The organism is Demequina phytophila (assembly GCF_000971135.1).
Lineage (GTDB): Bacteria > Actinomycetota > Actinomycetes > Actinomycetales > Demequinaceae > Demequina > Demequina phytophila.
This window is the reverse complement of sequence record NZ_BBLW01000007.1, coordinates 47192-60114: the sequence shown is the minus strand read 5'-3', so window position 1 is coordinate 60114 and position 12923 is coordinate 47192. Positions and strand designations below refer to the sequence as shown.

15 protein-coding genes are annotated in these 12923 nt (G+C 73.7%); 12 read left to right on the top strand and 3 right to left on the bottom strand.

What is annotated here, in order from left to right:
* The first annotated feature begins 3 nt into the window (after positions 1 to 3).
* The 9 genes from pyrF to AOM01_RS11010 are packed head-to-tail and all read left to right on the top strand — an operon-like array spanning position 4 to position 8676.
* The gene (pyrF, locus tag AOM01_RS11050; RefSeq protein WP_062293323.1) at positions 4 to 843 is read left to right on the top strand and encodes an orotidine-5'-phosphate decarboxylase; all 840 of its coding nucleotides are present in this window, start codon (positions 4 to 6) and stop codon (positions 841 to 843) included.
* A 22-nt stretch (positions 844 to 865) separates the two neighbouring features.
* Positions 866 to 1180 carry an integration host factor, actinobacterial type gene (gene mihF / locus AOM01_RS11045; protein WP_062293320.1) on the top strand — a complete coding sequence of 105 codons (315 nt, stop codon included), beginning with the start codon at positions 866 to 868 and terminating at the stop codon, positions 1178 to 1180.
* Positions 1177 to 1725, top strand: a complete 549-nt coding sequence (gmk, locus tag AOM01_RS11040) for a guanylate kinase (RefSeq protein ID WP_062293317.1) — start codon at positions 1177 to 1179, stop codon at positions 1723 to 1725. Before mihF ends, gmk begins: the two co-directional genes overlap by 4 nt.
* Before the next feature lie 38 nt (positions 1726 to 1763).
* Entirely contained in the window at positions 1764 to 2039 is a 276-nt protein-coding gene (gene rpoZ / locus AOM01_RS11035; protein ID WP_062293314.1) for a DNA-directed RNA polymerase subunit omega, read from the top strand.
* A gap of 5 nt (positions 2040 to 2044) precedes the next feature.
* Positions 2045 to 3256, top strand: a complete 1212-nt coding sequence (coaBC, locus tag AOM01_RS11030) for a bifunctional phosphopantothenoylcysteine decarboxylase/phosphopantothenate--cysteine ligase CoaBC (RefSeq protein WP_062293312.1) — start codon at positions 2045 to 2047, stop codon at positions 3254 to 3256.
* Positions 3257 to 3266: 10 nt separating this feature from the next.
* Positions 3267 to 4436 (top strand): methionine adenosyltransferase, encoded by a 1170-nt coding sequence (gene metK / locus AOM01_RS11025; RefSeq protein ID WP_062293711.1) that lies wholly within the window; start codon positions 3267 to 3269, stop codon positions 4434 to 4436.
* A 2-nt stretch (positions 4437 to 4438) separates the two neighbouring features.
* A complete protein-coding gene (locus AOM01_RS11020) occupies positions 4439 to 6397 on the top strand; it encodes a primosomal protein N' family DNA-binding protein (RefSeq protein ID WP_062293309.1) in 1959 nt (652 codons plus the stop codon).
* A 15-nt stretch (positions 6398 to 6412) separates the two neighbouring features.
* Positions 6413 to 7348, top strand: a complete 936-nt coding sequence (gene fmt, locus AOM01_RS11015) for a methionyl-tRNA formyltransferase (RefSeq protein WP_062293306.1) — start codon at positions 6413 to 6415, stop codon at positions 7346 to 7348.
* Entirely contained in the window at positions 7345 to 8676 is a 1332-nt protein-coding gene (locus AOM01_RS11010) for an RsmB/NOP family class I SAM-dependent RNA methyltransferase (RefSeq protein WP_062293303.1), read from the top strand. The genes fmt and AOM01_RS11010 overlap by 4 nt, the downstream gene beginning before the upstream one ends.
* A 9-nt stretch (positions 8677 to 8685) precedes the next feature.
* Here the strand turns inward: AOM01_RS11010 and AOM01_RS11005 are convergent, their stop codons facing one another.
* The 3 genes from AOM01_RS11005 to AOM01_RS10995 are packed head-to-tail and all read right to left on the bottom strand — an operon-like array spanning position 8686 to position 9929.
* Positions 8686 to 9114 carry a hypothetical protein gene (locus tag AOM01_RS11005; protein WP_062293300.1) on the bottom strand — a complete coding sequence of 143 codons (429 nt, stop codon included), beginning with the start codon at positions 9112 to 9114 and terminating at the stop codon, positions 8686 to 8688.
* Positions 9107 to 9523 (bottom strand): VOC family protein, encoded by a 417-nt coding sequence (locus AOM01_RS11000; protein WP_062293297.1) that lies wholly within the window; start codon positions 9521 to 9523, stop codon positions 9107 to 9109. The genes AOM01_RS11005 and AOM01_RS11000 overlap by 8 nt, the downstream gene beginning before the upstream one ends.
* Before the next feature lie 10 nt (positions 9524 to 9533).
* Positions 9534 to 9929, bottom strand: a complete 396-nt coding sequence (locus AOM01_RS10995) for a helix-turn-helix transcriptional regulator (RefSeq protein WP_228374296.1) — start codon at positions 9927 to 9929, stop codon at positions 9534 to 9536.
* 104 nt (positions 9930 to 10033) lie between these two features.
* On the opposite strand from AOM01_RS10995, the gene AOM01_RS10990 reads away from it, so the two are divergent.
* The 3 genes from AOM01_RS10990 to rpe are packed head-to-tail and all read left to right on the top strand — an operon-like array spanning position 10034 to position 12920.
* Positions 10034 to 11011, top strand: coding sequence for an acetylxylan esterase (locus AOM01_RS10990; RefSeq protein WP_062293290.1), 978 nt, complete (start codon positions 10034 to 10036; stop codon positions 11009 to 11011).
* 1 nt (position 11012) lies between these two features.
* Positions 11013 to 12245: an AGE family epimerase/isomerase gene (locus tag AOM01_RS10985; protein ID WP_062293287.1), complete on the top strand. Its 1233-nt coding sequence runs from the start codon at positions 11013 to 11015 to the stop codon at positions 12243 to 12245.
* Positions 12246 to 12254: 9 nt separating this feature from the next.
* Positions 12255 to 12920, top strand: coding sequence for a ribulose-phosphate 3-epimerase (gene rpe, locus AOM01_RS10980; protein WP_062293284.1), 666 nt, complete (start codon positions 12255 to 12257; stop codon positions 12918 to 12920).
* Positions 12921 to 12923: the final 3 nt, after the last annotated feature.

Below are 12923 nucleotides of genomic sequence, written 5' to 3'. Positions count from 1 at the left end.
GGGATGGCGTTCGGCGCCCGTCTCGCGGCCGCGATGGACCAGTACGGTCCGCTCTGCGTGGGGATCGACCCCCACCCCGGGCTCCTCGCGGCGTGGGGCCTGGAGGACTCGGCGGGTTCGCTCGTCGCGTTCGGTGACGCGGTGCTCGAGGCGAGCGCCGGGAACGCGGCGGCGGTCAAGCCGAACGCCGCGTTCTTCGAGCGCCACGGCTCCGCCGGCGTCGCGGCCCTCGAGCACGTGCTGGGCCGGGCCCGCGAGCTCGGGATCCTCACGGTGCTCGACGCCAAGCGCGGGGACATCGGCTCCACCATGCAGGGCTACGCCGACTCCTACCTGCGCCCCGGCGCGCCACTCGAGTGCGACTCGCTCACCGTGTCGCCGTACCTCGGTTTCGGTTCGCTCACCCCCGCGCTCGAGCTCGCCAAGGAGCACGGCAAGGGCATCTTCGTGCTGGCCCTCACCTCGAACCCCGAGGGGCCCGAGGTCCAGCACGCCATCGCGCCGGACGGCCGAGCCGTCGCGGCCGTGGTCGCCGACGCGGCGGCCGCGCTCAACAGCGGTGCCAGCCCGATGGGCGACGTCGGCCTCGTGGTCGGCGCCACCGTGGGTGACGCGGTGCAGCGTCTCGGCATCGATCTCGACCGGGTCAATGGTCCCCTTCTGAGCCCCGGAGTGGGTGCTCAAGGGGCGGGACCAGCGGAATTGTCCCTGGTCTTCGGGAACGCGCGGGACCGCGTGCTCGTCAATCAGTCGAGGGGCGTGCTTCAGGCCGGCCCCACTGTCGAGAAGCTGCGCGAGGCCGTCATCGAGGCCTCGACCGCCGCCAGGACCATCCTGCGCTAGCCGCAGGGGAAAGGGAGAGGCCATGGCCACCCCGGAACTTACCGATGAGCAGCGCGCCGCAGCGCTCGTGAAGGCCACCGCCGTGCGTTCCGCGCGCCGCGTCTTCAAGGAGGAGCTGACCCGCGGAGAGATGAGCCTCGCCGAGGCCATCAAGCGGGCCAAGGCGGACGACGCCCTCGCGGGCATCCGCGTCCGCGACCTCCTGCAGTGCCTGCCCGGCATCGGGCCCAAGCGCGCGCAGATCGTCATGGAGGAGATCGGCATCTCCCTCGCCCGCCGCATCCGCGGGCTCGGCCAGCACCAGGTTGAGGCACTCATCGAGCGCGAGCGTCGATGAGCCGACTCGTCGTCCTTGCCGGCCCCACCGCGGTCGGCAAGGGCACGGTGGTGCGCGCCCTGCGCGACATGGCCCCCGAGGTGTACGTCTCGGTGTCCGCGACCACGCGCGACCCTCGCCCCGGCGAGGTGGACGGCGTGCACTACCACTTCATCACCCGCGAGGACTTCGACCGCCGGATCGCGGCGGGGGAGTTCCTCGAGCACGCCACCGTGCACGGCCAGAACAGCTACGGGACCCTTCGGGGACCGGTCGACGAGCGCCTCGCCCAGGGCGAGAGCGTGCTCCTCGAGATCGACCTGCAGGGCGCCCGCCAGGTCAAGCAGGCCATGCCCGACGCGCACTTCGTGTTCCTCGCGCCGCCGTCGTGGGAGGAGCTGGTGGACCGGCTCGTGGGCCGGGGCACCGAGGGCGAGGAGGAGCGCGGGCGCCGCCTCGCCACCGCCCGCCAGGAGCTCGCCGCGGTCGACGAGTTCGACCAGGTGATCGTCAACGACACCGTCGAGCGCGCGGCGCGCGAGCTGCTGTCCATCGTCACCCGGTAGAATGCCGGAAGTCTTTTCGATTCTTTGAAGGAGCAACCGTGGCCGGAACCGTCGCGAACCCCATCGGCATCACCAACCCCCCGATCGACGAGCTGCTCGACAAGGTCGACTCGAAGTACGCCCTGGTGATCTACGCGTCCAAGCGTGCGCGCCAGATCAACTCGTACTACGAGGCGCTCGGCGAGGGCCACTTCGAGAACGTGGGCCCGCTGGTCGAGGCCGACACCACCGACAAGCCGCTGTCCGTGGCGCTGCGCGAGCTCAACCAGGGCGACCTGCTCGAGCTCGGCGACTCGGCAGAAGAGCAGCAGTAACACCGGTGCGCGTCCTCCTGGGCGTCACCGGCGGCGTGGCGGCCTACAAGGCCGCCATCGTGCTGAGACGCCTCAAGGAGGACGGCCACACCGTCCGCGTCGTCCCCACGGCTGCAGCCTTGCAGTTCGTGGGGCGCGCGACGTGGGAGGCCCTGTCGGGCATGCCCGCGACGTCGGACACGTTCGACAACGTCCCCGCGGTCGAGCACGTCAAGCTCGGCCAGCAGGCGGACCTGGTGCTGGTCGCCCCCGCGACAGCCGACTTCCTCGCGCAGCTCGCCCACGGCGAGGCCCGCGACCTCCTGGGCAACGCACTCCTCGCGACACGCGCCCCCGTGGTGGTGGCGCCCGCGATGCACACCGAGATGTGGGAGAAGGCCTCCACCCGGGCCAACGTCGCCACCCTCCGCGAGCGCGGGATCACCGTCATCGAGCCCGCCGTGGGTCGCCTCACCGGCCCCGACTCCGGCCCCGGCCGCCTGCCCGAGCCCGACGACATCGTCGCCGCCGCCTACGCCGCCCTGGACGGGAAGTCGCCCGGAACCCGGGCATCGTCCACCCCCTGGGGCGACCTGGTGGGCACGCGCGTCCTCATCACGGCGGGCGGCACCCGCGAGCCCATCGACGCCGTGCGCTACCTCGGCAACATCTCCACCGGTCACCAGGGCTTCGCGCTCGCCGAGGCCGCGCGCGAGCGCGGCGCAGACGTCACGGTGATCGCCGCCAACGTCGCGCTGCCGGTCTCGGAGGGCGTCGCCCGCATCGACGTCCAGACCTCGCAGGAGATGGCCGACGCCGTGCGCGCGACCCCCTCCGACGTGGTCATCATGGCCGCCGCCGTCGCCGACTTCCGACCGCGCGAGACCACCGCCACCAAGATCAAGAAGGACGGCTCCGGCACCCTCACGCTCGAGCTGGTCGAGACCGAGGACATCCTGCGCGGGCTGGTCGAGGCCGGCGGCAGGTTCGTCGTGGGCTTCGCCGCGGAGACGGGGGACGATGCCGCGTCCGCCTTGGAGCACGCGCGCGCCAAGGCGCGGCGCAAGGGGGCGGACCTGCTGGTCTTCAACCCCGTGGGCGGCGGGCGCGGCTTCGGGGACGTCCCGAACGAGGTGACGATCCTCGACGCGCAGGGTGACGAGGTGGCGCGGGCCGCGGGCTCCAAGCTCGCCGTCGCGCATGCGGTGCTCGACGCCGTGGTCGGTGCCCGCCACTAGGCTGGCGCCCATGACCTCGCTCCGCCTGTTCACCTCCGAGTCCGTCACCGAGGGCCACCCCGACAAGATCTGCGACCAGGTCTCGGACGCCATCCTCGACGCGATGCTCTCCGACGATCCGCTGTCGCGCGTCGCCGTCGAGACCATGGTGACCACCGGCCTGGTGCACGTCGCCGGCGAGGTGACCACCGAGGCGTACGTCGACATCCCCGGCATCATCCGCGGCGTGGTCAACGACATCGGCTACACGTCCTCGCATGTGGGCTTCGACGGGGACTCGTGCGGCGTGTCCGTGTCGATCGGCGAGCAGAGCGCGGACATCTGGCAGGGCGTGGGGCACGCCACCGACTCCGACGAGGACGAGCTGGGCGCGGGAGACCAGGGCCTCATGTTCGGCTACGCGTGCCACGACACGCCCGAGCTCATGCCGCTGCCCATCCACCTCGCCCACGCGCTCACGTCGCGCCTGGCAGAGGTGCGACGCACCGGCGAGGTCGAGGGGCTGCGCCCCGACGGCAAGGCCCAGGTGACCGTCGGCTACGACGGCGACACGGCCGTCTCCGTCGACACCGTGGTGGTCTCGAGCCAGCACGCCGAGTCCGTCGCGACCCCGGACCTGCGCGCCGCCATCGAGCAGCACGTGATCGCGCCCGTGCTCGCGCGCTACGACCTCGACTCCTCGGCGCACCGCTCGCTCATCAATCCCACCGGCCGCTTCGAGATCGGCGGGCCCAAGGGTGACGCGGGCCTCACGGGCCGCAAGATCATCGTCGACACCTACGGCGGCATGGCCCGCCACGGCGGCGGCGCGTTCTCCGGCAAGGACCCGTCGAAGGTGGACCGCTCCGCCGCGTACGCGATGCGCTGGGTCGCCAAGAACGTGGTCGCCGCGGGTCTTGCGGACCGCTGCGAGGTGCAGGTCGCGTACGCGATCGGCACCGCGCACCCCGTGGGCCTCTACGTCGAGACGTTCGGCACGGGCACGCTGCCCGACGCGCGCATCGCGGACGCCATCCGCGAGGTGTTCGACCTGCGCCCCGGCGCGATCATCGACGCGCTCGACCTGCGCCGACCCATCTACCGCCAGACGGCCGCGTACGGCCACTTCGGCCGCGAGCTCTCCGACTTCACGTGGGAGCGCACCGACCGCGCCGCGGACCTGCAGAGCGCGGCCAGGTAGCGGTGGCTGTCGCGCGCGTCTGCGTCGACAGCGAGCTGCCCCACCTCGATCGCCCGTTCGACTACGAGGTGCCGGAGAAGCTCGCCGGCACGGTCGCGCCCGGATCGCGGGTGCGCGTGCGCTTCGCGGGACGGCTGATCAACGGCGTCGTGACCGCGCTGGAGGACTCATCCGGGTTCGGCGGGACCCTCGCGCCCCTGCAGTCGGCGTCCGCGGTGCCCTCGTACACGCCGGAGGCGATCCGCTTCGCCGAGCTGGTGGCGCGCCGCTACGGCGGCAGCCTGTGGGACGTGCTGCGCCTCATGGCGCCGCCCCGTGTCGCGTCCGTCGAGAAGCGCGACTGGTCCACCCTCGAGCACGACGAGCAGGCGTTCCGCGAGGCGCACGCCACGCTCGCGCCCGCCGCCGCCGCGGTCTCGCTTCCCGCCGACGCGGTGGCCGCGGGCGCCCGCATCGTGTGGGAGGCGGTGCCCGACCCCGCACGGCGCCACGGGCTCCCCATCGAGGCGCTCCTCGCGCCGGCCACCCGGGTGGCCGCGTCGGGCCAGTCCGCGATCGTGATCCTGCCCGACGCGCGTGCCGTCGCGGCAGCCACGGATGCATTGACGCGAGCCGGCCTCTCGCGCTGGACCGCGCGCTCGGGCGGCCACTTCACGGTCCTGCACGCCGAGGACGGCGCGGCGGTCCGCTTCGGGTCCTACCTCGCGGCCATGAACGGGCACGCGCGCATCGTGCTGGGGACGCGTCCCGCGGCGATGCAACCCGTGCCCCGCCTGGGCCTCCTGGTGATGTGGGACGAGGCCTCGAACGTCTACGAGGACCCCCACGCGCCCTACCCTCACGCCCGCACCGTCGCCGCGATGCGCGCGGACGAGGCCGGCGCCGGCGTGCTGTTCGCGGGCTACGCGCCCAGCGTGGACGCGATGGCGTTGGTCGCGCACGGCTGGGCCGAGCGCGCCGCCGTCCCGCGCGGCGACGTGCGCACCGCGACTCCGCTGGTCACCGTGATCGACGACCAGCGCCGCGAGGCCGAGGGCGCCTCGGGCTGGCACTGGATGCCCGGCGAGGTGTGGCGCCGCGCCCGCGCGGCGCTCGCTCAAGGTCCCGTGGGCATCGTGGTCCCGCGCGCCGGGTACGTGCGCGCCACGGCCTGCGCACGATGCGGGGAGTGGGCCGCGTGCCCGGCGTGCGGCGGCGCGCTGCGCCGGGAGGGTGCCACCAGCCCGCTCCACTGCGCCGACTGCGGAGCCGATCACCCGCACTGGCACTGTGCCGAGTGCGGCTCGCCCGCGACCAAGCAGCTGCGTCAGGGCGTCGAGCGGATCGCGGAGCAGGTGCGCGCGATGGCGGGCGAGGTGCCCGTGACGCTGTCCGCCGGCGCCGTGGGCACGGTCGCGGACGGCGCGGTGACCGGGGGCCTCGTGGTGGCGACCCCTGCCGCGCTGCCGGCCGTGGACGGCGGCTACGCGTGCATCGTCATCGTGGGCGCCGAGGTGCCAGCCGGCGGTGCGCTGGGCGCCGAGCTCCAGGCGATGCGCTGGTGGCTCTCGGTGGCCGCGCTCGCGCGGCCGCGCGGCGACGGGGGAGAGGTGATCGCCGTCGGCGAGCTGCCGCCCGTGGTGCGCGAGGGTCTGGTGTCCTGGGGTGCCGCGGAGGCGGCCTGGGACGCGTACGGCGAGCGCGCCGACCTCGCGCTGCCGCCCTTCCGCCGCGCGATCCGCCTGTGGGGCGACACCGCGGTCCTCACCCTCGCGCTGTCGGAGACCGTCGAGGGGGAGCGTCTCGAGCGGCACCGCGACGTCGCCGTCGTCGACGCGAAGGGCGGGGCGATCCTGCTCGCGACGAGGCGGGCCGCGCAGGGCGTGGTCGACACGCTCCGGCGCCGCCAGCAGGCATTCTCCAAGGCCGGCGACGGCGAGCTGCGCATGCGGGTGGACGCGCCACTCGACCCCGTGTCCTGACCGTAAAATGGCGGGATGCGCCTGATCTTCGCCGGAACGCCAGAGATCGCCGTCCCGACGTTGGCCGCCCTCGAGGGTGCGGGCCACGAGATCGTGGCGGTGCTCACCCAGCCCGACGCCCCCGGCAAGCGGGGCCGCACCCTGCACCCGTCGCCGGTGAAGCAGTACGCGCTCGAGCGCGGCCTCGACGTCTGGACCCCGGAGAAGGCCTCCGCGCCCGACATGGTCGCGCGCGTCAAGGAGCTCGACGTCGACGCCGCCGCCGTGGTGGCGTACGGGCAGATCCTGCGGCCCGCGCTGCTCGAGGCGGTGCGCCTCGCGTGGGTCAACCTCCACTTCTCCGTGCTGCCCACCTGGCGCGGCGCCGCCCCCGTCCAGCACGCGATCATGGGCGGAGACGAGATCACCGGCGCGACCACGTTCGTGATCGAGAAGGGCCTGGACAAGGGCCCGATCATCGGCACGCTGACCGAGCGCATCCGCGTCACCGACACCGCCGGCGACCTCCTCGAGCGACTCGCGACGCTGGGCGCCCCCCTCATGGTGCAGTCGCTCGAGCTGCTCGACTCCGGCGAGGCCCGCCCGCAGCCCCAGGCCGACGAGGACGTCAGCTACGCGGAGAAGCTCACCCGCGAGGACGCGTACGTCCGCTGGGACCTCGCCGCGCACGTGGTGGACCGCCGCGTCCGCGGCTGCACGCCCGCGCCGGGGGCGTGGACCACGCTCCCCGACGGTTCCGTGGCCAAGCTGGGGCCGGTGTCGCCGCGCCCGCAGCGCCGCGGCACGGCACCGGGCCAGCTGCGGCTCGAGGAGGGCGAGGTGCTGGTGGGCACCGGCACCGAGCCGGTCGCGCTCGGGTGGATCGCGCCGGCCGGCAAGAAGCCGATGGACGCCGCCGCCTGGTGGCGCGGCGCACGCCTGGGCGAGGGCGCCCAGCTGGGGGAGGCATGAGCCGCGCACGGGACGTCGCCTACGACTGCGTGATGGCGGTCTCCACCGAGGGCGCCTACGCCAACCTGCTCATGCCGACGCTGCTCGAGCGCATGCGGCTCGAGGGCCGCGACGCCGGGTTCGCCACCGAGCTCGCCTACGGCACGCTGCGCATGCGTGGGCTCTACGACGCGATCATCGAGCGCGCCTCCGGCCGCGACCCCCGCGACCTCGATGCCGAGGTCCGCGTGTCGCTGTGGCTGGGTGCGCACCAGCATCTCGCGATGCGCGTGCCGCCGCACGCCGCCGTCAACGAGACCGTCTCCCAGGTGCGCCGCGAGCGCAACGAGGGCGCCTCGCGCCTCGCGAATGCCGTGATGCGCCGCATCACCGAGCGCGACGCCGAGGAGTGGCTCGACCTCGTGGGCACCGACCTCGCGACCCGCCACTCCCACCCGGCCTGGGTGGTGAAGGAGCTCGAGGACGCCCTCGCCGCGGACGGGCACGAGGGCGAGGTCGCCGCGCTGCTCGAGTCCGACAACTCGCCCGCCCGCGTCACCCTGGTGGCCCGGCCCGGGCTGATCGACCGCGAGGAGCTCATCCAGCAGGCCGGCGGCGAGGCGGGGGAGTACTCGCCCTACGCCGTGGTGCTGCCCGGCGGACGTCCGGGAGACCTTGAGGCCGTCGCGGAGGGCACCGCCGCCGTGCAGGACGAGGGCAGCCAGGTGGTCGCCGCGGCACTTGCGGCCGCGCAACCCGTCGAGCCGGGCGAGAGGTGGCTGGACCTGTGCTCGGGACCGGGCGGCAAGGCCGCCCTGCTGGGCGCGCTCGCCGCCGACGGCGCCGCGACGCTCGACGCCGTCGAGCTGCACCCGCACCGCGCCGACCTGGTGCGCCGCTCCGTCCGCGCCGTGCCCGACGAGGTCGTGACCGTGCATACCGGGGACGGGACCACGTGGGGTGAGAGCGGGACGTACGACCGCATCGTCCTCGACGCCCCCTGCTCGGGGCTCGGCGCGCTGCGCCGCCGGCCCGAGTCGCGCTGGCGCCGGCAGCCCGAGGACCTTCCCGAGCTGGTCGCGCTGCAGCAGTCGTTGCTCGCCAACGCGGAGCGGCTGCTCGCGCCGGGCGGCCTGCTCGCGTACATCACGTGCTCGCCGGTGCTGGCGGAGACCAGGGAGATCGTCGCCGGCACCACGTTGCGTCAGCTCGACGCGCGCGAGGCCGTGGCCGCGGTGACGGGGACCACGGCGCGCATGTGGGGCGCCGGCCCGCACGTCCAGCTGTGGACGCACGTGCACGGCACCGACGCGATGTTCCTCGCGCTGCTGGAGAAGCCCGGCGCCTAGCCGGCCCGCCTACCCGGCGGCCTTCCGCACCAGGGCGCGGAGGGCATCGTCCACCTGGTCGTTCATCTCGATGATCGCGAAGGCGGTGGCCCACATGGGGCCGTCGTCGAGCTGCGCGTCCTCGTTGAAGCCCACGTGGCCGTAACGCGTCGCGAACTTGGAGGCGGGCTGGTAGAACACCACGACCTTGCCGTCGCGCGCGTAGGAGGGGAAGCCGTACCAGGTCTTCGGGTCGAGGCCCGGCGCCTCCTCGGCGACGATCATGTGCAGGCGCGACGCGACGTCGCGATCGACGCCGTCGAGCGCCTCGATGGCCTCGACGCACGCCTCGAGCTCCTTGGCCAGGCGCGCGGCGCCCTTGAGCCCCTTGGATGCGCGCAGCTCGTCGGCGCGCTGCTTCATGGCGGCGCGCTCGGCGTCGGAGAAGCCGCTAGACATGGTTGACCTCCTGGATTCGGATGAGGTTGCCCGCGGGGTCGCGGAAGGCTGCGTCGCGGACGCCGTACTCCTGGGCGATCGGCTCCTGGACCACGTCGATGCCGGCGGCCTCGAGCCGCGCGAACTCCGCGTCGAGGTCCTCGGTCGCGAGGTTGATGCCGAAGTAGCTGCCCTTGGCGATGACCTCGAGGAGGGTGTCGCGCTCGGCGTCGCTGAACTCGTGGCCCACGGCCGGCGGGTGGAGCACCACCGCGGTGTCGGGCTGCCCGACGGGTCCCACGGTGATCCAGCGCATCGCGCCGTGGCCCACGTCGAGGCGGACCTCGAAGCCGAGCACGTCGCGGTAGAAGGCCAGCGATGCCTCGGGATCGAGATGCGGCAGGAAGCTCGAATGGATGCTGATGGTCATGGTTGCCAGGCTACGGAGCCGGGGTGGGTTGCGCTTCTCGATTCCTGACCGGTCGTGTGATGCGCCGCGCGATGCAGGGCGCCATGCCCGGCAGGACCGGGGCCCCCTCGGCGCGGTAGACGCTCGGCGGGACGCCCACGAGCTCGGTGAAGCGCGCGCTGAACGTGCCGAGCGATTGGCAGCCCACCGCGAAGCAGATCTCGGTGACGGTGAGGTCGCCGCGCCGCAGCAGGGTCATCGCCCGCTCGATGCGCCGCGTCATGAGGTACTGGTAAGGCGTCTCGCCGTACGCGGCCTTGAACTGGCGGCTGAGGTGGCCGCTGGACACGTGGACGCCGCGGGCCAGGCTCTCGAGGTCGAGCGGGCGCGCGTACTCGCGGTCGATTCGGTCGCGCACGCGCCGCATCAGCACCAAGGTGTCGAGGTCCACGCCTCCGATCCTGCCACCGGCCACTAGGCTCGCGTTGCGTGGCACCGGCGTCGGCGCCGTGCAGGGATGAGGAGCATGCATTGCCGTACTTCGACCTGAGCCCGCAGGAGCTCGCCTCGTACCGGTCCGTGGCGTCCGAGCCGGACGACTTCGACGCCCGCTGGGCGGTCACGCTCGGCGAGGCCCGACGCCACGACCTCGGGCTCACGGTCACGCCGGTCGACTCGGTGCTGGCGACCGTCGACGTCGCGGACGTCACGTTCGCTGGCTTCGGTGGCGACCCCATCCGGGCCTGGCTGCTGCGCCCGCGCGCGTCCGCGGACGACCTGCCCGTGGTGGTCCAGTTCAACGGATACGGTGGCGGGCGTGGCCTCCCGCACGAGCGGCTCTTCTGGTCCGCGGCCGGGTATGCCCACCTGGTGATGGACACGCGCGGCCAGGGTTCCGCCTGGGGTTCGGGCGGGCACACGGACGATGCGTCGGGCGGGGGAGCGGCGGGCGGTCCGGCCCATCCCGGGTACATGACGCGGGGCATCGTCGACTTCGACAGCTACTACTACCGGCGCGTCATCACGGACGCGGTGCGCGCGGTCGAGGCCGCGCGCGCTCTCGACGGTGTCGACGCCGAGCGGGTCGTCGTCGCGGGCGCGAGCCAGGGCGGCGGCCTCGCGGTCGCCGCCGCGGGCCTGACGGAGGTCGCCGCAGTGCTCGCCGACGTGCCGTTCCTGTGCGACATCGAACGCGGCATGGACGTCGCCGACAGCGACCCGTACCAGGAGATCTGCCGCTACCTTGCGATCCACCGTCACCACGAGGAGCGCGCGCTCGCCACGCTCCGCTACGTCGACGGCGTCCACCACGCCGCCCGCGCGACAGCCCCAGCGCTGTTCTCCGCTGCGCTGCGCGACCCGATCACCCCGCCCTCGACGGTGTTCGCCGCGTTCCACGCGTGGGCGGGACCCAAGGAGATCGTGACGTACCGCTTCAACGGCCACGAGGGCGGCGACCAGTACCAGTGGGAGCGCCAGGCACGCTTCCTTGAGAACCTGTGGAGCTGACATGACAACCCCCGGTGACCCCACGTTCCTGGCCGCGCAGCGCGCGGACCTGCTGCGCTTCATGACCGGCGCGGTGCGCCCCGACGGCTTCGGCTGGCTGGACGAGGAAGGCCGCGTGGACACCTCGCATCCCGTCGAGCTGTGGATCACCTGCCGCATGACGCACGTCGCGGCGCTCGGCGCGCTCGCCGATGAGCCGCCCGCCGAGGGCGGGCCGGACCGGGAGGCGCTGCTCGCTCTCGCCGCGCACGGGGTGCGCGCCCTCGCCGCCGGCGCGCTCCGGGACGCGGTGCACGGCGGCTGGTTCGCCGCGGTCGAGGACGGCGTTCCCACGGTCACCGCGAAGCAGGCGTACGGCCACGCGTTCGTGGTTCTCGCCGCCTCGTCGGCGGTCGCGGCCGGGATCGAGGGCGCGGACGCGCTGCTCGCGGACGCGCTCGCGGTGTCGCTCGGCCGCTTCTGGGACGAGGCCGAGGGCCTGTCCGTCGAGGAGTGGGATGCGTCCTGGACCACGCTCGACACGTACCGCGGCGTCAACGCGAACATGCACACCGTCGAGGCGTACCTCGCCGCGGGCGACGTCACCGGCGACCGCGAGTGGCACGCGCGCGCCGCCCGCATCGCCGGCCGCGTCGCCGAGTGGGCCCGCGCCAACGACTGGCGCATCCCCGAGCACTTCGACGCCACCTGGACGCCGCTGCTCGAGCACAACCGCTCCGAGCCTGCCCACCCGTTCCGTCCCTACGGCGCCACCGTGGGCCACGGCCTCGAGTGGGCGCGCCTCATGCTCTCGGTCGACGCGAGCCTCGGTACCGACGCCCTGCGCGCGCCCGCCGCCGCCCTCTACGAACGCGCGGTCGCCGACGGCTGGGACGCCGACGGCGCGCCCGGGTTCGTCTACACCACCGACTGGCGCGGCGCGCCCGTGGTCCGCGAGCGCATGCACTGGGTCCTCGCGGAGGCCGTCAACGCCGCCGAGGCGCTGTGCCAGGTCACCGGCGACACCCGCTACGCCGAGGACGCGCGCGGCTGGTGGGCGTACGCCGATGCGCGTCTCATCGACCACGATCGCGGCTCCTGGCACCACGAGCTCGACACCGCGAACCTGCCCGCCGGCACGGTGTGGCCCGGCAAGCCGGACGTCTACCACGCCTATCAGGCCGCCTTGCTGCCCGAGCTGCCCATCGCGCCGTCCTTCGCCACCGCGCTCAGGGACGTCGGACGCCGCCACTAGGCTCGACGTATGGGCATCCAGATCGCGCCGAGCATCCTGTCCGCCGACTTCGCCAACCTCGAGCGGGACATCCTCGCCGTCAGCGACGCCGACTGGCTCCACGTCGACGTGATGGACGGGCACTTCGTGCCCAACCTCACGCTCGGGCTGCCCGTGGTCGAGCGCATCGCGCAGGTCTCGCCGCTGCCCATCGACGCGCACCTCATGATCGAGGACCCCGACCGGTGGGCGCCGCGCTACGCCGAGATCGGCGCGGCCTCCGTCACGTTCCACCTCGAGGCGGCCCGCGACCCGCGCACCATCGCCAAGGACCTGCGGAGCCTGGGGGCCCGGGCGTCGTGCGCCATCAAGCCCGGCACCCCCGTCGAGGACGTGCTGCCGCTGCTCGACACGCTCGACATGGTGCTCGTCATGACAGTGGAGCCCGGGTTCGGGGGACAGGCCTTCATGGCCGACATGATGCCCAAGCTGACCGCGCTCCGGGCGGCGGCCGACGCGGCAGGGCGTGACCTCTGGCTGCAGGCCGACGGCGGCGTGGCCCGCGACACCATCGCGACCGTGGTCGCGGCCGGCGGCGACGTCCTGGTGGCCGGGTCGGCGGTGTACGGCGCGGAGGACCGCGGCGCGGAGATCGGCGCGCTGCGCGCCCTGGCGCAGGCGGTGCACCATCGCTGAGCC

What these genes read in the sequence shown, in the direction of transcription:
- metK (WP_062293711.1), top strand. Translation starts at nt 3,267, where the DNA reads ATGACCTCGCTCCGCCTGTTCACCTCCGAGTCCGTCACCGAGGGCCAC.
- AOM01_RS11005 (WP_062293300.1), bottom strand. Translation starts at nt 9,114, where the DNA reads ATGTCTAGCGGCTTCTCCGACGCCGAGCGCGCCGCCATGAAGCAGCGC.
- fmt (WP_062293306.1), top strand. Translation starts at nt 6,413, where the DNA reads ATGCGCCTGATCTTCGCCGGAACGCCAGAGATCGCCGTCCCGACGTTG.
- AOM01_RS10985 (WP_062293287.1), top strand. Translation starts at nt 11,013, where the DNA reads ATGACAACCCCCGGTGACCCCACGTTCCTGGCCGCGCAGCGCGCGGAC.
- AOM01_RS11000 (WP_062293297.1), bottom strand. Translation starts at nt 9,523, where the DNA reads ATGACCATCAGCATCCATTCGAGCTTCCTGCCGCATCTCGATCCCGAG.
- AOM01_RS11010 (WP_062293303.1), top strand. Translation starts at nt 7,345, where the DNA reads ATGAGCCGCGCACGGGACGTCGCCTACGACTGCGTGATGGCGGTCTCC.
- AOM01_RS10995 (WP_228374296.1), bottom strand. Translation starts at nt 9,929, where the DNA reads ATGCGGCGCGTGCGCGACCGAATCGACCGCGAGTACGCGCGCCCGCTC.
- pyrF (WP_062293323.1), top strand. Translation starts at nt 4, where the DNA reads ATGGCGTTCGGCGCCCGTCTCGCGGCCGCGATGGACCAGTACGGTCCG.
- gmk (WP_062293317.1), top strand. Translation starts at nt 1,177, where the DNA reads ATGAGCCGACTCGTCGTCCTTGCCGGCCCCACCGCGGTCGGCAAGGGC.
- mihF (WP_062293320.1), top strand. Translation starts at nt 866, where the DNA reads ATGGCCACCCCGGAACTTACCGATGAGCAGCGCGCCGCAGCGCTCGTG.
- rpe (WP_062293284.1), top strand. Translation starts at nt 12,255, where the DNA reads ATGGGCATCCAGATCGCGCCGAGCATCCTGTCCGCCGACTTCGCCAAC.